This is a genomic window from Prevotella sp. 885, assembly GCF_002265625.1.
Taxonomy (GTDB): Bacteria; Bacteroidota; Bacteroidia; order Bacteroidales; family Bacteroidaceae; genus Prevotella.
The window spans coordinates 37,518-56,535 of record NZ_NOVE01000016.1 but is presented as its reverse complement, the minus strand read 5'-3'; the positions used below and the strand labels follow the sequence as shown (position 1 = coordinate 56,535).

Genomic DNA, 19,018 nt, shown 5'->3' with positions numbered 1-19,018 from the left:
TTAACTATGAGAAACGTTAAGAATCTCTTCGGTATGGCTGTCATGGCTACAGCCTTGGTCGCTTGCTCAAGCAATGACGACCTCACTTCTAACGGCCATGAAGGCAACCAGACAGGTGAAGCCTATGCTTCGTTCAGAATCAATCTGCCGACAACAAGCGGTACTCGTGTGGCAGGTGATCCTACATTCGACGGAGGTGATAAGAACGAGTACGCAGTAAAGGACGCTGCTCTTCTTCTCTTCCAGAAAAACGCTTCTGGTGATTTCGTATTCAAGGAGTCTGTAGACCTTGGTAATATGGAGCCTTGGACATCAAGCGAGACAAATGGTATTACCACAACAGCCAAGTTGACAGCCAAAATTACAAAGGCTGAAGTTGGTGAAAATAAGGGTTATTATGCTCTTATTGTTCTCAACAACAATTCTGAAACGGCTGCGAAAATCACTTATCCTACTGAAGGCCAGACATATGCTGACTGGAGCCAGAATGAGGCTAACGCAACTGCCAACTACTTGAAGTATGACAACGGCTTCTTTATGGCAAATGCACCTAAGTATGTTGCTGGCGCTCCTGAAACTCTTGTTGAAATCAAGAACATTTACGCTTCTAAGCAGCAGGCTGAGAACTCTACAGCCACTACAGTATACGTAGAGCGTGGTCTTGCTAAGGTTTCTCTCGCTTCTTCTTCTGCTGAGCATGTTGATATTGCAGATGGCAACTTTGCTGGTGACAAGGTTGACATTACTGGTTGGACTCTTGATGTTACCAATACCAAGACATACCCTGTACATGTAACAGAAGGATTGTGGGCTGATACATGGAAAACAACAACTACTCCTGCTGCTACCAATGGTGCATCAATGGATCGTTTCCATGACACAAAGCTTACTTCAGAGTTCCCACGCGTATATTGGGGCTTGGATCCTAACTACAGCACAGATTTCGCTTCTGTAGCTGATTGCGAGCGTGAGTTTACAATGGCAACAAAGGGTAACTTTAAGACTGGTGCTGAAGCAAAGAAGGCTCAGTACTGTCTTGAGAATACCTTCGACATTGATCACATGGTGCAGGGTCAGACAACACGAGTTTTGTTCTCTGCCAAGTACACACCTGATAATTTTGCAGATGGAGAGACTTTCTATAAGTTTGGTAACAGTCCTAAGTTGTGGCATGCTGCTGATGTCGTAGCACAGATTAAGGCTAAGGCACAGGAGGTTCTTGGTGAGGCTAATGCTTCAAAGGTAACTGTAACACTTGATGCTGAAGGCAATGACATGACAAAGTCTGGTGTACGTCTTGTTGCTGCTGCTAATATTACTTATGGTACAACCGCTCTTAATGATGAACAGGTTGATCAGATTAATGCAAAGCTCGGCTTCAAGAAAGCTACATCAACAGACGCAGCAGTTGGTTTGTCTACGTATGAGAGTGGCGTTTCTTACTATGTCGCACGTGTAATGCACTTCAACGGGCTTACTCCTTGGAATCCCGGTGATAAGACATACGAAGGAAACAATGCTAACTGGCTTGGTCGCTACGGTGTTCTACGTAACAACTGGTACGAGCTTTCTGTAAGTAGCGTTAGTGGTCCTGGTTATCCTGACGTTCCTAAGGTTAATCCTACAGATCCTGACGACGTTAACGATCAGTACATCAATGTGGAGGTTAAGATTCTTGACTGGGCTAAGCGCAGCCAGAGCATCGACCTCTAAACTGTAAAGCATAAAAGTGGCGGAGGTCTCCGGCCTCCGCTACTATCCAAACATCAACATCTAAATCAATCTTAATTAATTTAACGGCAAACATTATGTTTCACGGACTGGTTAAATCTTTATGCTCATTACTCGCCTTTGCACCCTTGCTGGCTTCTTGCTCGCTGATGCACGACGACCTTGAGCCATGCGACAATGGCGTTTACCTGCACTTCCGCTACGACTATAACACGCAGCGCGCCGACCTTTTCAACGACCATGTTGGAGGCGTTGTTGTCATGGTGTACGATAAGGACGGCAAGTATCTGTTCCGTCAGGACGCTTTCAATACCGACACCGACGCTCCCATCCGCCGCCATGACTTTGCCGTACATCTCAATTTGCAGCCTGGCGAATATCAGTTTCTCGCCATTGCCAAGCAGAAGCGTTATGAGGACGCGCTTGCCACCAAGGGCGCCAAGTTTCGCATTCATGCTCCCGCCGACGGCGAGGACATGACAAAGTTCTGTGCCGTGCTCGACCGCAATGGTGCGGGCGAAACGGCTGACGTCGACTGTTCGGCTCCACTCGACACGCTGTGGATAGGCCGCTCGCAGCACCTTACAGCCGTGCGCGACATGGAAGCCACCCACGACACCATCTCTTTGGTGCGCGACACCAAGCAGCTCACCATCTCGCTGCATCAGATTGACGCACCTGACAAAATCTCTGCCGACGACTTCGGCTACGAGGTGATAGCCGACAACGGCCACATCAATTACGACAACTCTTTAGCTCGCGACACCAAGCTTCGCTATACGCCTTTCCGTACATGGACTACTGAGTTCCGCGATGCTTCGGGCTACGTGAAGGAACGTACGGCTCATGCCGGACTGATGCTCTCGCGACTGGTGTATTATTCTCCTGGGGAGAACGATCGCAACGCCATGCTACATATATATAATAAGGTGTCGGGCAAGACCGTCGCTCTTATCAACCTGCCCGACATCCTCCAGCAGGGACGCGATGCCTATGCCGCCCAGAACTACGGCATCCAGGAATATCTCGACCGCGAGTATGACTATCGCCTCGACTTCTTCCTCATCGGAACCGAGTGGCAGTACCTGAACCTTTCTGTTGGTGTGCTCGATTGGGCAAAGCGCATACAACACATAAGCTTGTAGTTTTCTCCCCCTTCAACTATCAGCGACTTCTTAACTAAAATACATAGAAACCTAATAACAACATAAATAAATGAAACGACTTGCAGACATACTCCTTTCTGTTGCTGCCCTGTTGTTGCTGGCAGCATGCACAGATGATGCCGACGTATACAACACACCAGCACCGTCTGAGGGCAATCTGTGTGTCTATGTACCGGTAACCCGTGAAGGCGATGAGGTTACGAGCAGTCTCGACCCAAGCAACCCTACATACAATGCCTCTGTAGAGGAGTGCAACATCAACGACCTGCATCTTTATGCCTTCCCCGTTGACGGCAACGGAACATTCCTTTCGCAGGAACTTCCATCGCCTGAGGCAAGCAACATGCTCAATGAGAAAGTTGCTTCTTATAAGTTGCAGATCAAGCCCGGCACCTATCGTGTGTACGTAGTGGCAAACATGAAGGATGTGCTCGATGTCAATAGCATAACAACTGAAGGCGATTTGAAGAAAGTGGTGTTGGGTTACACTCCGGTGTCAAAGCCAGGCATGCCCGTAGCCAATAACATCCCTATGATATACGAGCCTGACACAAAGGCAGCCGACGGCACAACTACTGACGGAACAATTACCATAAAGAATACGGACACGACTCCTAAGACCGTGATGGCTAATCTGCGATTCACCTGTGTAAAGGTGTGTCTTAACCTTATATACAATCCCGAAGACGCAGACATGGATGCAGCGTTGAAGTCTAACGGATTGCAGATAACCGACATTATGGGCAAGCGACTCTCGCCACAGACCAGTCTGTTGTGGGACGGCAAGTTCACTAACCCCAATGTAAGCGACGACTATGCCAAGGGCATCGAGCCGAAATTGTACGACGCTACGGCATCTACGAGTAATGGCTCTTACTATACTTCGTGGACAGAAACCCCAGCCAATGCCAATGTCAACAACGAGGACATCATAACAGTTGAAGGAGAGGGTGTAGCTAAACCAGCAGACAGCAAACAGAAGTGGCTCTTCCGTGCCACATATTATCTGCCCGAGCGCTATGTGGCACAGGCTTCGCAGCAGTCGGCATTGAAGGTAGATGGTGCTGTAGGTGGTTCTGCCATCGCTAACAGCTACAACATCAACCTTGGACATCGTAAGGACGAGACCTCAACAACTGAAGTTCCAACTTTCCCACGCGGCACTTACTACGAGATTGTAGGACGCATAAAGAGTCTGGGCAACATCGATCTCGACTGTGTTGTGGGTGTAGAGAAGTGGCAGATGGCAACTATAGATGCAGACTTCAACCATACTACGCTTTGGGTATCAAGCACAAAGGCAGAGGTAGAATCGCAAAAAGTTGCATTTATCGACTATCTGACAAATGTAACGAATGGCGACATTAAGTTCGGATGTGATACGGAGATTGAAAAGATTTCAGCAGGAAAGTTGCCCGTTATTGTCGCAACTAATGATATTGCAACTCATCGTATAAGATTCAGTATAAATCCAGAACTCTCGGTAAAAGACTTTACAGAAGCTAATGCTCTTACAGGTACTGCCAAGGTATGGATAAAGGCTGGCAACATAAAGAAATATCTTGATGTATCGTACGATGTTACACCATACTTCAAGGTGGATCCTGTGGATATTGTAATACAGTATGATGCTGAAAATTCACCCGAATTGACAAAGGTGGTGAAGTTCACTACCAACCTTGGTGGCATTCAGTTCCCTGATGGCTGGACGGTTTCTGGTGGCGGACATGATGTTTCGTATGCTCAGTCGACAATAAACATCAAGTGCGAAAATACTCAATTGGCAGAAGGCACATTTACTATTACGGCAATAACCGACCCTCAGACAACAACCACACATACGTTTACTGTAAAGTCGATAGGTGAAGACGGTACAAAGAAACAGATTGAGCAGCAGATACGTGTAACGGTGCGTCCGCCAGTAGGTCCTTATCGTATCTATATGCGAGCCATAAACGACTTGGCGAAGACTAAAGACGCAAGTAACCTTGAGGAATTCGATCATTCTAATATGCTTGATGAAGAAGCCTACAATAATTCTGAAGAAAACAACAACTGGCGAGATGGATGGTGTGCTGACTGGAAGATAGACCGTAAGTCGTACAAGGACTCTCACAAGGTCTACATCTACACACAGATAGGTGAGACAAAGGCTGATGGTACAAAGGACGAGAATGTCGCAGAATGGTATTTCACCGGAGGGTGGCCTGGTGGCTCGATGGAGGCTGACAATAACAACCCTGGTTGGTACTATTATAGTATAGCGCATAATGCTGAGTCTTTAGGAAACAACAATAAGGGACAGGCACAGACTACTGCTAAAAAGATGATAAAGCCAGGACAGACCCTGCTGATTTTCAGCAATGGTACATACACCGGTACGGGCTACCAGCCGCATCGTTTCACCCATCACAACGACCCCGGCATCACACTCTTCAACTATGAGGATCGTGAAGGCTGGTATCTGTACGACCCATTGTCAGATCCTTACTACAGAGTATATGATGAGAAACCTACCGTTGTAGACGTAGAGTATACCATATATACTAAGGGCAGAAAAATAAATGGTTGGTATTGTCAATATGGAGTAAACAGTAGTGATGGTAAAGGTAAATTTACAATGTGGTGCAATACCTGCAAATTTTCTAACGAATTTGAGTGCACGGAATACGGAAAGGACAGCAATAACAAAACCTGGTACAAGACCATACTCCACCTCAAAGCCCCATTAGGAGAGTACGACAAGAATCTGAGAGTTAAGTTAGAAGGTTTAGATGGTGAAAGTAATTTTCCTATACTGTTCGACGGCGATAACTATCCAGTATCAGGAACGGTTATAAGAACGATTAACGGTCGCAACTGTGTACGCTATGTGATAGAAGGCAGTTACGATCCGGACACACAGACGTGGAAGAAGGGAGCCCCTTTTAAAAAGTAACAATTAAAAGACAACGATATGTATATCAAGAAATTGACAATTTGGCTCTTCATGCTCTTGTCTGTGGTGTTGGCTGCTTGCAGCGACATCAGAGACATTGTAGGTGGCGACACACCCGATGTGCCGTCGGAGGGAGTTGTGCTGACTCTTAAGTTGCCTAATTTCACCAAGAATACTGTGGCGACACGAGCAACCGAGCAGCAGCAAATCAACAGCCTCTGCGTATTGTGCTACGATGCTGACGACAAGTATCTCGGCATGAGCAAAATCACGAGTTCGGACATCAAGCCTAAGGGCGGCGACACTTATGATGTTAAGGTGAAGGCTGAGCCCGGAACAGTCACGCTACATATTGTAGCCAACACCGACATAACAGAGAGCGACGCCAAGGATGCTGATGGCAAGAACAACCTGTACAACGCAACACGCGAGGGCAACCCCAAACTCACCGCTCCCGTTTGTTGGGGAAGCGTAAAGGTGGAAGACCTGCTTAGTGGCAGTACCAAAGTGTGGTTGTTCCGACAGTTTGCCAAGGCGTCTGTTACAAAGGATAGTAAGCTGACCAACTTCGAGATTACTGGTTTCAGGCTCTTCAACACGGCAACAAAGGGCACAATAGCCACCACTGAGTTGGATAACGATGTGTCTCTGCCTTCGTCGGTAGCTTACGCGGATGAGGAAGACTATAGTATGGGCGAGCATCCTTTCTACGAGACACCAGCCGACAAGGCATACATGATAATCAAGGCAAAGTATAATAAAGGACCAGAGACTTATTATAAGGTGGCGTTCCAAATGGCTCTTCTTCGCAACCATCATTATCAGGTGAAGGTCACGGCTGTAAATCATGCGGGCTATTCGTCAGAAGCAGAAGCTAAAGCCAATCTGCCAGAGAACGGACTGTCTGTAGAAGTGGTGGACGACAATCCGCCTATTATGAAAATGATAGCATGTAAGGACTACGAACTTGGCGTGTGTGGCAAGCAGACTGTAAAGGGTAATGCCGTGGAGGCTACAATTACGTTTGTAACAACCAAGCCAAAAGATAGTGAGTATAATGATTTTAGCGTTGTCTCGAACGATTCTTGGATTACAGTTCCCACTGATTATAAATCAGAAGCATCGTATATTGATTTGCCATCATCTGCTGTCGATGGACACCACTCGTCAACAGGCAGATTGTACACCATTAAGCTTACTCTATCCAAGAACTATGAATCGGATGCGCATACAGGTATTGTGACAATAACATCAGGCGACTTGTCGCTCAATGTAGCGATTACACAGTTGGGCTACGACTTCCGTACTGATCCAAATAGAATTGTGCAGATACGAGGACTTGACGGACTTTCGTCCAAAGAGCAAGGCAACTACTTCAAATGGATGGACGATTCGCTTAAGGGCATAACACCGGCGGAAAACCAAGGCGGAGTGCGCAACGACGGACTCCACTTCTTTGTGGGCAACAATACGGTTTACTATCTCATTCCGAAGCTTCAGGGCGACGAACTTACGTGTAATGACACACGAGTTAAGGTGGACAAGGAAAGCGTCAGTGGATTCTACAAGGTGACGCTGGCCGACAATTCGCCTAATAATTATAATAGGTGGATTAGCGATGAGGCATTTACCATTATAACCATCACCAACGCGAGAACCAAGATTAAGGTAACCTACCCGGTTTATCATGTCGGACTGTTCGCACATCTGACCGGAAAGGCAGCAACCGACTATCAGCTTGGCAAGAGCAAGGCTTCGGGATGGTACTATTATGAGATGGTTGACGTAGTGGCTCATGTTACTAAAAAAGACGGAACTACCGAGTACAAGGTCTACTACATGCTCGACCGCAACCTTGGTGCCACAAACAACGGCTACTATTCTCCTTCCACAACCGCCCTTAAAGACAACATAGGAGCAATAGGCGGCTACTTTAAGATTTCGGAGGCTACCAACTCTACAGATGCAAAGAATAAGAATGATGTGGTAGATGCTCTGGCAATAGGCAACTTCAAGGTGTGCGACAACATGTGTCTGCAAGGTCTTATAGACAATAACAATAACTTGGCGATAGAAGAGGAGACGACTCATTATGGCGAGAAGTACAACTGTCTGAGAATTACTACGCGAAACAGGGATATTCCCGAGATATTTATCCCTATGAGCGGATATTATGAGGGCAAGAACGACGAGGACGCGGTTTACAAGGACAGCTATCATGCCAACCTATGGACAAGCTCACGCCTGTCTGACTATCAGGGATTCTCGTCATCCAGTCCTGAATACGGCTTCTGGTACTTGTACCTTGACGCTTTCGGTAAGAGCCTTAACTTGTCAAACTACCGATTTGTGTCGGGTTCGTCTGGAATGAATAAGGGACGATACCGTGCCATGCCCGTAAGACTTGTGGCAGAGTAATGTCCTGATATATGTGTCGTTAGGCTATTGGAAAAACAACAAGCTGACTTCGAATAAATCAATAATGGCTGTTTGCCGGTCTGTTGACGGCAAACAGCCATTATGCTATCTACTAAAATGATTCTGTCTTCCTTGTCCGATGAAAATAAAAGTGGAATAGTAAGTGATTGGGATTTTTTTGTGTAACTTTGCAGCTTGTAACAATGTGAATATTATTAGGAATATGGGAATAGAGAATGGCATTTTCAAGCGTGCCGAACTGCTTCTTGGTGAGGATGTAATGGGGGAGATAGCTTCCAAGCGCGTCATCGTATTCGGTGTCGGCGGCGTTGGAAGCTGGTGCGTGGAGTGTCTTGTGCGCTCGGGCATCCGCCGTATCACCATCGTGGACAGCGACTGCGTGTGTCTGTCTAACGTCAACCGTCAGCTTATGGCTACGACAAAGACTGTGGGCCGTCCGAAGGTGGAGGCGCTGAAGGAGCGTCTGCTGGAGATCAATCCTGAGTGTGAGGTTACTGCCATTCAGAAGATCTTTACGGAGGAGAACGCTTCGGAGTTCTGCCTGGACGAGTATGACTATATTGTGGACGCCATCGACTCGTTGAAGGACAAGGCGGCGCTCATACTGCTGGCATGCCAGACGCGGGCTGTGCTGTTCTCGTCAATGGGAGCTGCGCTCAAGATGGACCCGACGCGCATTCGTGTGGCTGAATTCTGGAAGGTGCGCGGCTGTCCGCTCGGCGCTGCCTTGAGGAAGCGCATGAAGCGTGCCAAAACCATTCCTGCTCATAAGTTCCAGTGCGTCTACAGCGAAGAACTGCTCGAAAACCGCGGCACGGACACGGGCGACGATCCCTGCTCGTTCCAGAAAGCTCAGATAAACGGATCGATGTCGCACATCACGGCTATTTTCGGCTTTACCATTGCCGGACTGGTGCTTGACGATATATATGAGAAAGCGCTTAATAAGTAAAAGCTTTTAATTAATATGGCTTTCGGTACAACAAAATGTATTATTTTGAGTTAATATATAATAGTAATAAGAAAAAAGTAACCATACTAATACACACACATATCTACAAGTTATGAAGAAATACTTGATTTATTTAATCTTCATGTTGATCATGCCTATGGCTGTCTCGGCACAGTCGTCCATGACCGACACGCAGGTTATGCAGTACGTCATGAAGGCGAAGGAGCAGGGTAAGTCGCAGTCGCAGATTGTCACTGACCTCATGCAGCGTGGCGTTGACATTTCGCAGATTCGCCGTGTGCGCAATAAATATGAGCGCCAGTTGAAGCAGGGCGGTCTTGGCAATGTTAGCGACGACACTTCAGCGAAGACGGATACACGTCTGCGCACCAACAACGGCAAGACGCGCGACCAGTACACCCGCAGCGACTACGGACGTGAGGCTGACAGCTATGCGCAGAACTACTCGAATATGCGTGTGAAGTCGGAGCGCGACCGTAACTATAAGCATACGTACGACGAAACCGACGAGGAGTTTATGGACTATCAGAAGGAGATGTTCGAGATGGTGCCCGATACGGCGCAGATGCTGGAGCAGCTTCTTGCCGAGCGTGAAGCCAGAAAGAAGAAGGTGTTCGGACGCGATATCTTTAACAATGAGGAGCTTACCTTCGAGCCGAACATGAACATCGCCACTCCGCAGAACTATCGTCTCGGTCCTGGTGATGCCGTATTCGTGGACGTGTATGGAGCGTCGCAGAAGTCGGAACAGTGTACGGTGTCGCCTGACGGTACCATTACCATCGAGGGCTTCGGTCCAGTGCAGGTAAGCGGTCTGACCGTCGGGCAGGCCAACGCTCGTCTGCGCTCCACACTCGGCAGTCGCTACAGCAGCAGCAAGATTCGTCTGACCGTGGGACAGACCCGCACCATCATGGTGAACGTGATGGGCGAGGTGAAGACTCCGGGTACGTATACGCTCTCTGCCTTCGCCACTGTCTTCCATGCCCTTTACATGGCTGGCGGCACGAACGAGATAGGTACGTTGCGTAACATCAAGGTTTATCGCAACAACCGCCTTGTTACGGTAGTAGATATCTATGACTATATCCTCAACGGCAAGCTTACTGGCAATGTCCGCCTTGCCGACAACGACGTCATCGTAGTGGGACCGTACGACTGCCTCGTGAACATCACGGGTAAGGTGAAGCGTCCTATGTATTATGAGATGAAAGCCAATGAGTCGATAGCTTCGCTCCTTAAGTATTCAGGCGGATTCACGGGCGACGCTTACCGCAAGGCTGTCAGCGTCAACCGCAAGAGCGGCATCGACCATTCTGCATATAACGTGGAGGAGTTCGACTTCTCTAACTTCCGCATTGCCGACGGCGACTCTGTAAGCGTAGACTCCGTTATGGCTCGTTACTCCAACACCGTGGAGATAAAGGGAGCCGTGTTCCGTCCCGGCAAGTATAATCTGAACGGACAGGTGAACAGCGTGCGCTCGCTCATCGAGCATGCTGACGGCGTGACAGAAGAGGCCATCACATCGCGTGCCGTGATGCACCGCATGAAGCCGGACCGCACACTGGAGGTTATCAGCGTGGACGTGGAAGGCATCATGAGCGGCAAGGTGGCTGACATTCCGCTGATGGAGAACGACGTGCTCTTCGTAGCCACGAAGACGGAGCGCATGACGGAGCGCACCATCACCATACGCGGCGAGGTGCAGTTCCCCGGTGTGTATAAGTATGCCGACAACGAGACCGTCGAAGACTTTATCATACAGGCTGGCGGACTGACCGACAAGGCTTCGCTTTCCAACGTAAGCATCAGCCGCCGTGTGAGCGATGCGAAGGCAGTACGTCCTGACAGCGTCATCGCACGTACGTTCAATATGGCGCTTAAGGAGAACTTCGCTGTGGACGGCGACCGCAGCTTCACGCTTATGCCCTTCGATGAGGTCTACGTGATGCGTTCGCCGGGCTACACCGAGCAGCAGAACGTCACTGTGGAAGGCGAGGTGCTTTACGCCGGAACATACGCTCTTGAGCGCAACAACACACGCCTCAGTGACCTCTTCCGCATGTCAGGCGGATCAAACGGACTCGCCTACATCAAGGGTGCGCGTCTGATGCGTAAGGCCAACGAGGCAGAGAAGGCTCGTATGGAGGCTGTGCTGAAGATGCAGCAGGAGGAGCAGCAGAAGAACCTTCTGACGCTTGCCGCTTCGTCCAATAACGCCAGCGCCGTGCAGTCAACTGCTCAGGGAGCTGCCAACGCCAACATCAAGAAGTTCCAGGTGCCTGACGAATATCCCGTTGGTGTGGACCTTGAGGAGGCTATGAAGAGGCCGGGATCGGATGCCGACGTGGTGCTTCGTGACGGCGACCGCCTTATCGTGCCGCAGTATAACGGTACGGTGAAGATCAACGGTGCGGTGATGTACTCCAACACCGTGGCTTACGAGAAGGGCAAGCGTGCCGGTTATTACATCGACCAGGCTGGTGGTTACGCCGCCGATGCCGTCAAGCGCCGTGCATACATTATATATATGAACGGCAAGGTGGCTAAGGTCGGTCATGGCGCCAAGGTGCAGCCGGGTTGCGAGATTGTCGTTCCTGCCAAGCTGAGACGTAAGATGTCGACGGCAGAGATGATGAGCATGGGATCAAGCATGTCGTCAATCGCAGCGATGATTGCCACCATCTCTAATATAATGAAGTAATCCAGAAACTTAATCACGGATATATTCTTACAACAATGAACGAACAAAAGAAAGACGTTATAGACCTCACGGAAGTGTGGAAATTGCTGAAGACGAAGAAGAAGGTGTTCTTCATCGTGCTGCCGATAGTGTTTGTGCTGTCGTGCCTGTATATCTTCCCGCAGCCACGCTACTATCGCTGCAGCGTAAAGCTCGCTCCGGAGGCAACGAGCGAGAACATGGCAGGCGGACTCTCGTCCTTGGCATCGCAGTTCGGCGTTAACCTTGGCGGTGCCACGCAGGACGCCATCTATCCGCTTCTCTATCCGGATGTGGTCAGCTCCAACGAGTTTGCCATCGGGCTGCTCGGCATCAATGTGAAGTCAGTGGACGGTCTTGTCAATACCGACTACTATAACTACATGTCGAAGCTTCAGAAGAAGAACCCCATTACGGCGCCGGTAAAGAAGATGATGCGTTCGGTGACAAAGCTTTTCGCCTCGAAAGACCAGCCCGGTCCTCCCAGCAAGGGAACAGGCATGAGCGCTTTCCGCATGTCGAAGAAGGACAGCGAGCTGCTCGACCAGATTAAGTCGAACATTAGTTGCGACGTCGATAAGAAGACGGAGGTGATAACCATAAAGGTGGAAGATCAGGATCCGCTTATCTGTGCCACAATGGCTGACTCGGTGCGCAATCATCTGCAGACCTTCATCACCAAGTATCGCACCAATAAGGCACGCGTGGACGTGGAGCATTACGAGAAGCTCGCCAAGCAGTCGAAGCGTGAGTATGAGTATTGCGTGCGTGAATACAGCGCTTACTGCGATGCCAACCAGGATGTAATGCTCCAGTCGTTCATATCGAAGCGTGACGAGCTGGAGAACGAGATGCAGCTGAAGTTTAACGCTTACAGCGCCATGCGCACCCAGCTGGAGGCGATGCGTGCCAAGCTTCAGGAGAAGACTCCGGCGTTCACCACCATCGAGAGTGCCACGGTGCCCGTGAAGCCCGCCGGTCCGAAGCGCATCATCTTTATCTTCGGTATGTGCTTTCTTGCCACTTTCGTCACTGCCTTGTGGCTTGCGCGCAAGCAGCTCTTTACAAAAGCATAATCAAAAATAGGGGAGGCGTCACTGCCTTCCCATTTATTTATTAAAAAGGAGACCCATAAATGTCGCTGTTCACTTTCAAGCGAATACCACTGTATTTTGACAAAATATCCACTCGCGTCAGTCTGCATGACATGACGCTGCTGCCGTTTGTGATGATATTCTTCGTTGTGTTGAATGTCACCATATCGCTGTCTGAGCTCAAGATGCCCGTGCTTTCGTATGGTGTGTTGGCTGTCAATATTGTCAGCTTTCTGTTTATGCTGGCTTTGGTGGCGCGTGAGAAGGAGATGTCGCGATACGGCTTTCTTAATTTCCTCTACTTCTTTATCCTCATAGGCTTGACGGTCGTAAATGTCAACGACATCCGCAATGCCATTTACAACAGCATCTTCATCTGGTTTATGTTGCTCACCATGCGTTATTATCGTCATCGCATGGAGATGGTGCTGAAGTGCTTCACCATAGCTTTCACCGTCTGTGTGTGGATCAACTTCGTACACCTCGTGACGCATCCGTTGCTTTGGCTTGTGGACGACTATAAGGGTGCGACCGGCTATCTGTTCGGCAATAACTACAATCAGATGGGATGTCGAATGATGGCTGCGTTGGCAAGCAATCTGCTGTGTCTGCGTTATTCACGCATCTGGCTCGTCAACATGATAGTGCTTGCCATTGTCATTGTGGCGTCGTTGGCGATGGTAGGTTCGATGACATCACTCTCGATGATTCTCGTTTTCCTTGTCTGCTGTCTGCTGCCGACGTCCAAGTTGCGACTGACTGCCATTTGCGGACTGTTCGCAGTCTTTCTGCTCTTTCAGATATTCGTGGTGTTCAACGGACGTGGTCTTGAGAACAACGAGCTGGCAGTATACATCGTGGAAGACGTACTGAAGAAGGACCTCACCTTCACTTACCGTACACACATGTGGGAAAGCGCTCTGAAGATAATAGAGGAGTCGCCAATCTGGGGCTGGGGATTCGCCGATGCCGACTGGTTCAAAGCCAATATGACAGCCTTCGCCATCGGTCCTCACAACTTCATTCTCTCCATCCTTATACATGGCGGCGTGATATTGCTGAGCATATATATAATGGTATGCAGCAAGGTGTTCAAGACCATTCACCCGTATCTGAAGATAAAGAACATGCAGCTGCTGCTCCTTGCTGTGGCATGTCTTTGGGTTATGTCTCTCTTCGAGATGTATCCGTACACTATTATGTTTTACGTCCTCGCCTTGCTCTATTATTCGCATTACGTATACGATGCAGACAAGCGTAATCTGACGACAGAATAAAAAAATAAGAACTACTTGAAGATGCAGGAAAATACAAACAAATCAATAGCGGTAAACTCGCTCATCCTTTACATCCGACTCGCCATCATATCCATAAGCGGACTGCTCTATACACGCTTCAGTCTGCAAGCTTTGGGTATCAGCGACTACGGACTCTATTCGGTTATAGCCTGCATCATCACCTTCATAAGCATCATCAACACCATCATGGTTACCACGTCCAACCGTTTCATTGCCATAGCCATTGGCAAGAACGACGAGGAGGAGGTGTGCCGTCAGTTTAATGTCAATCTTGTCATACATGTGCTAATTGCCTTGCTGACCGTGGCGATAGCCTTGCCCGCCGGACATTGGTATATCATGCACCATGTCAGCTATGACGGCGACATGCAGACTGTGCTGCGTGTCTTTGATGTCTCCATCGTGGCAGCAGCCATGTCGTTCGTCGGCGTGCCCTATAACGGACTGCTCATAGCCCGTGAGCGCTTCTTCGTGTTCTGCTCCACGGACGTGGCGATGAGCCTTTTCAAGCTGTTCTTCACTTATCTGCTCATCGACCATTTCGAGCACAAGCTGATTATCTATACCTACGTGATGGCATTCATGACCGCCTTCCCCACGTTGGTGTTCTTCGCCTATTGCCGTAGGCAGTTTGCTGCCATCACCCGCTTTGTGTTTGTGCGTGAGTGGCGCAAGTATTATGACGTGCTCAATTTCTCCATCGGTATAGGCATCGGTGCCATTGCCACGATAGGCAAGGCGCAGGGCGGTGCGCTCATCATCAACATGTTCTTCAGCACCACGATGAACGCAGGACTTGCCGTCGCCAATTCCGTCGGTTCCATCCTTCAGACATTTGCCAACAATGCGCAGAAACCCATCTCGCCTCAGATAGTGAAGAACTATGCTGCGGGCAATCTGGACCGCTGCACGTCCTTGGTGTGCCTGGCTTCCAAAGCCACTTACCTCTCGATGTTCTTCGTCTCCATTCCCTTCATCCTTGCGCCGGAAGTGATATTCGGTCTGTGGCTGAAGGAAGTGCCGCCGTATGCCATCACGTTCACCCATCTGCTCATCGTGGACATCCTGATATTCTCCATCAACGCCGGCGTCAACGACTTCGTGTTCGCCACGGGAAAGATAAAGCTCTATCAGATGATTGTCAACACCTTGCTTGTAAGTTCGATTGTCGTGGGATACTTGGCTATGCGACGTGGCATGCCGCCGGAATATCTGTTCTATGTCTACATAGCCTTCTCGTTCCTGGTTTTCCTTGTGCGTCCGTTCATCATCATCCGCATCACGAAGTTCGATGTATGGGCTCTTGTGCGCGGGTCGTACGTGCCGGTGCTGTTGATAACGCTTCTCTTCGCCCCGACGCTCTATCTGAAACAGGTGGCGGGACCGATACAGAGCGTGGTGGTGGCTTATGCTTACTTTGTTCTGCTGCTTTACTTCATAGGACTGCGTAAGAACGAACGCCAATACGTAAACTCCCTTATACGAAACAAATTGCTTCGTAAACACTGATTCAAACCGAATAAAATGTTATTATTACAGCGCCCGATACAATATTGTACTGTGTCGGGCGTTTATATATTATAATATATAATTTGCAATAATTAAAAGTCTATAATGGAACCGCTCAGAATACCTCTCACCATAATAATGCCCGTATTCAATCATCGTGACGAAGTAAGAACGATGATTGACAGCATCCGTGCCAATGATTTCTGTGGCTGGGAGCTGCTTGCCATTGACGATGGCTCGGAGGAAGAGACGCTGCAGCTGCTTTATCATTATGCTGAGGAGGACTGTCGCATACGAGTGGTAAGGCGTGACCGCCAGCCGAAGGGTGCGCAGACTTGCCGCAACATCGGACTGGAGATGGCGAGTGGCGAGTTTGTCATCGTGTTCGATTCGGACGACTACATAGCCCCATACTGTCTGCGTCAGCGAGTGGAGATGCTCAGCAAGCGCCCCGACCTCGACTTCATGGTCTTCCCGTCAGGCGTTTATGTGGACAATCGGTTCGTCACCGCGCCGCATCCTTACGACTTCGGATACCGTGTGGCAGAGGATGACGTCAAGATGTTCGCAAGTCGTAGGCTTCCGTTCATAGTCTGGAACAACATCTATCGCACCGATTCGCTGCGCCGCAACCGTCTCACGTGGGACGACAGACTCCTTTCTTTGCAGGACGCCGACTTCAACATCTCAGCCATAGCAGCCGGACTGCGCTATGATTATGCTGACGGAGCCTTGCAGGACTACGGTTATCGCATCATCACTACATCGTCAATATCGAAGAAGATAAACTCACAGGCACACGTCGACAGTCATGTCCTTGCCAACAGCAAGATGTATGATGCGGTCCGACGTATAGCCGGACACAAGTGGGACAGCGCCCTTTATGACGGCATGCTCCGCATTTACAATCAGGGCATGACAGGTAAGGGCATCAACCGCTCGCTGGCAGACGCCCTTGCTGAGAGCGTACGTGAGCGAAACTCTCGCCACTCGCGTCTGCTCAGGATGCAGATACGCCTCACGACGCTGCTCCAGAAGATTCTTCCGGCACGCCTGGCGCGACAGCTGCCCGTAGCTTTCTATCTCATCAGAGAGTCGCGTTGGCGTAAGAAGAAGACGGCGATGATCAGCACCATCCAGGAGAAACACAAACAATAACGAAACAAAATGGAATTAGCAATATTACTCTCTACATACAACGGCATGAACTATCTGGAGGAGCAGGTCAGTTCTCTGCTTGCCCAGACTTACACCGACTGGAGGCTATACATCCGTGATGATGCCTCTACTGACAACACCTTAGCCCTTATACATGAGCTGGCTGAGCGCGATAGTCGCATCATCGTCATGCCAAGCAGCAGAAATCTCGGAGCTAAAGAGGGATTTATGTGGATGCTGCGCAATGTGGAAGCCGACTATTACATGTTTTGCGACCATGACGACGTGTGGCTTCCGCGCAAGGTGGAGCTGACGTTGAAGCGCATGCAGGAAGGCGAGGCAGAGCATGAGGGCTGTCCTGTCATAGCCTGCACCAATCTGAAGCTGGTGGATGCGAAGCTCAACGTCTTCGCCGAATCGTACTGGAAGTTCCGCCATTATCCGATGTCCGTGTTCAATGACAAGTATTATCATCTTTTCTATAACAATATGCCGGGCTGTACGATGATGCTCAATCAGAAGGCAAAGGACGTCTGCTTCCCTTATTCAGAAAAGATAGTGATGCACGATGCGTGGTTTGCCATCGCCGTGTTGTGGAACAAGGGCGTGGTCGTAGCCGAACCTGAGCCGCTTATGCTCTATCGTCAGCATGCCCACAATGCTGTCGGAGCAAAGAAAACTCGCAGTCTGCTGAAGCAGATGGGCATGATAAGCGAGCTGATGAGCAAGACCCGGGAGCAGCATCTCTCTACAGTCTCATTGACACACATGTCATTTCCGCGCTTCGTAGCGATGAAGGTATACTATCTTTTGCGCGAACATCTGTCGAATTTCCTTGGAAAAAAAAATACCAACTAACCTAAAAACAATCTGATATGAGAAAGATAAGCATCATTGGCAATTTTGATATGAATAACAACAGCTACAACGGACAGACCATCAAGACACGCATCGTGGCCGACGAACTTGAGTCGTTGTACGGGGCGTCTGAAATAAAGCGGGTGGACACAGCCGGCGGCAAGAGTGTTGTTCTGCGTCTTCTTTTTCAGTTGTTCGGTTGCGTGGCACGCAGCCGTAACGTCATCATCCTTCCCGCCCAGAACGGCATAAAGGTGATTCTGCCCCTTGTAGTGATTTACAATCTTCTTTTCTCACGCCGTATCCATTATGTAGTGATAGGAGGATGGCTTGCCGAACTCCTCGGACGTAACCGCTGGCTTCTGTGTTTCGCCAAGCGTCTGCACATGATTTATCCCGAAACGAAGAACATGAAAGACTCGCTTGCCGGGTTGGGGCTGCATCGTGTCGTGGTGATGCCCAACTGCAAGCCCCTGCGTATTCTCACCTCTGACGAGCTTTCCGGATATAATCTCCGTCCGATGCGCTTCTGCATCTTCTCACGTATCACCCCCACGAAAGGCATAGAAGATGCCATAAAGGCTGTGAGCCTTGCCAACGAAAAGGCAGGCAAGACCATTGCCACACTCGACATGTACGGCAATGTGGAGGCTTGTGACCGTTCTTGGTTTGATGCCGTAAAGGCTTCGATGCCCGAAACTGTGGCTTATTGGGGCAGGGTGGAGTTCGATAAGAGCGTCTTCAAGCTGAAAGAATACACTGCCTTGCTCTTCCCTACATACTATCCGGGTGAGGGTTTGGCTGGCACGGTTATAGACGCATTCGCTGCTGGTCTGCCTATTATTGCGAGCGACTGGCACGACAATGCCAACATCATAACTGACAACAAGAACGGTTTCATCTTCCCCACGCGCGACGTCAACCGCCTTGCAGAGATAATCCTCGACATCTATAAATGTCAGGACCGCCTTGTCCCGATGAAACTCAACTGCATACAGTCGGCACAGGCCTATCTTCCGCCGGTGGTAATCCGTACAATAGCCGAGGAAATTGCTTAGTGGCGTCTGCCGTAATTGTTATTCAAGCAAATGGCGTCACGTTTCAAATAAATATATTAACTTTGTATGTA

General features: G+C 49.3%; 12 protein-coding genes. All 12 read left to right on the top strand.

Features of this window, described 5'->3' with window-relative positions; genetic code table 11:
- Positions 1-6: 6 nt before the first annotated feature.
- The 12 genes from CHL74_RS06910 (at position 7) to CHL74_RS06855 (ending at position 18,947) form a co-directional block, all read left to right on the top strand.
- Complete coding sequence (locus CHL74_RS06910) at positions 7-1,713, top strand: Mfa1 family fimbria major subunit (protein ID WP_094880435.1); 1,707 nt, start codon at positions 7-9, stop codon at positions 1,711-1,713.
- A 95-nt stretch (positions 1,714-1,808) separates the two neighbouring features.
- Entirely contained in the window at positions 1,809-2,876 is a 1,068-nt protein-coding gene (locus tag CHL74_RS06905; RefSeq protein WP_094880434.1) for a FimB/Mfa2 family fimbrial subunit, read from the top strand.
- A 70-nt stretch (positions 2,877-2,946) separates the two neighbouring features.
- A complete protein-coding gene (locus CHL74_RS06900; RefSeq protein ID WP_094880433.1) occupies positions 2,947-5,835 on the top strand; it encodes a hypothetical protein in 2,889 nt (962 codons plus the stop codon).
- Positions 5,836-5,853: 18 nt separating this feature from the next.
- Complete coding sequence (locus CHL74_RS06895; protein WP_094880432.1) at positions 5,854-8,253, top strand: BACON domain-containing protein; 2,400 nt, start codon at positions 5,854-5,856, stop codon at positions 8,251-8,253.
- Between the two features lie 223 nt (positions 8,254-8,476).
- Entirely contained in the window at positions 8,477-9,226 is a 750-nt protein-coding gene (locus CHL74_RS06890) for a tRNA threonylcarbamoyladenosine dehydratase (RefSeq protein ID WP_094880431.1), read from the top strand.
- A 112-nt stretch (positions 9,227-9,338) separates the two neighbouring features.
- On the top strand, positions 9,339-11,954 hold the full coding sequence (locus tag CHL74_RS06885; protein ID WP_094880430.1) for an SLBB domain-containing protein: 2,616 nt from the start codon (positions 9,339-9,341) through the stop codon (positions 11,952-11,954).
- A gap of 35 nt (positions 11,955-11,989) precedes the next feature.
- Positions 11,990-13,048: a hypothetical protein gene (locus CHL74_RS06880; protein WP_094880429.1), complete on the top strand. Its 1,059-nt coding sequence runs from the start codon at positions 11,990-11,992 to the stop codon at positions 13,046-13,048.
- A 59-nt stretch (positions 13,049-13,107) separates the two neighbouring features.
- Entirely contained in the window at positions 13,108-14,343 is a 1,236-nt protein-coding gene (locus tag CHL74_RS06875; RefSeq protein ID WP_094880428.1) for an O-antigen ligase family protein, read from the top strand.
- Between the two features lie 21 nt (positions 14,344-14,364).
- Positions 14,365-15,873 carry a hypothetical protein gene (locus tag CHL74_RS06870; RefSeq protein ID WP_094880427.1) on the top strand — a complete coding sequence of 503 codons (1,509 nt, stop codon included), beginning with the start codon at positions 14,365-14,367 and terminating at the stop codon, positions 15,871-15,873.
- A gap of 105 nt (positions 15,874-15,978) precedes the next feature.
- Positions 15,979-17,031 carry a glycosyltransferase family A protein gene (locus tag CHL74_RS06865; protein ID WP_094880426.1) on the top strand — a complete coding sequence of 351 codons (1,053 nt, stop codon included), beginning with the start codon at positions 15,979-15,981 and terminating at the stop codon, positions 17,029-17,031.
- A gap of 9 nt (positions 17,032-17,040) precedes the next feature.
- The gene (locus tag CHL74_RS06860) at positions 17,041-17,889 is read left to right on the top strand and encodes a glycosyltransferase family 2 protein (protein WP_094880425.1); all 849 of its coding nucleotides are present in this window, start codon (positions 17,041-17,043) and stop codon (positions 17,887-17,889) included.
- Between the two features lie 17 nt (positions 17,890-17,906).
- Positions 17,907-18,947, top strand: coding sequence for a glycosyltransferase family 4 protein (locus CHL74_RS06855; protein WP_094880424.1), 1,041 nt, complete (start codon positions 17,907-17,909; stop codon positions 18,945-18,947).
- Positions 18,948-19,018 lie beyond the last annotated feature (71 nt).

Bases quoted from the DNA above. Each gene is read 5' to 3' on its own strand.
- CHL74_RS06910 (WP_094880435.1), top strand. From the start codon at position 7: ATGAGAAACGTTAAGAATCTCTTCGGTATGGCTGTCATGGCTACAGCC.
- CHL74_RS06905 (WP_094880434.1), top strand. From the start codon at position 1,809: ATGTTTCACGGACTGGTTAAATCTTTATGCTCATTACTCGCCTTTGCA.
- CHL74_RS06900 (WP_094880433.1), top strand. From the start codon at position 2,947: ATGAAACGACTTGCAGACATACTCCTTTCTGTTGCTGCCCTGTTGTTG.
- CHL74_RS06895 (WP_094880432.1), top strand. From the start codon at position 5,854: ATGTATATCAAGAAATTGACAATTTGGCTCTTCATGCTCTTGTCTGTG.
- CHL74_RS06890 (WP_094880431.1), top strand. From the start codon at position 8,477: ATGGGAATAGAGAATGGCATTTTCAAGCGTGCCGAACTGCTTCTTGGT.
- CHL74_RS06885 (WP_094880430.1), top strand. From the start codon at position 9,339: ATGAAGAAATACTTGATTTATTTAATCTTCATGTTGATCATGCCTATG.
- CHL74_RS06880 (WP_094880429.1), top strand. From the start codon at position 11,990: ATGAACGAACAAAAGAAAGACGTTATAGACCTCACGGAAGTGTGGAAA.
- CHL74_RS06875 (WP_094880428.1), top strand. From the start codon at position 13,108: ATGTCGCTGTTCACTTTCAAGCGAATACCACTGTATTTTGACAAAATA.
- CHL74_RS06870 (WP_094880427.1), top strand. From the start codon at position 14,365: ATGCAGGAAAATACAAACAAATCAATAGCGGTAAACTCGCTCATCCTT.
- CHL74_RS06865 (WP_094880426.1), top strand. From the start codon at position 15,979: ATGGAACCGCTCAGAATACCTCTCACCATAATAATGCCCGTATTCAAT.
- CHL74_RS06860 (WP_094880425.1), top strand. From the start codon at position 17,041: ATGGAATTAGCAATATTACTCTCTACATACAACGGCATGAACTATCTG.
- CHL74_RS06855 (WP_094880424.1), top strand. From the start codon at position 17,907: ATGAGAAAGATAAGCATCATTGGCAATTTTGATATGAATAACAACAGC.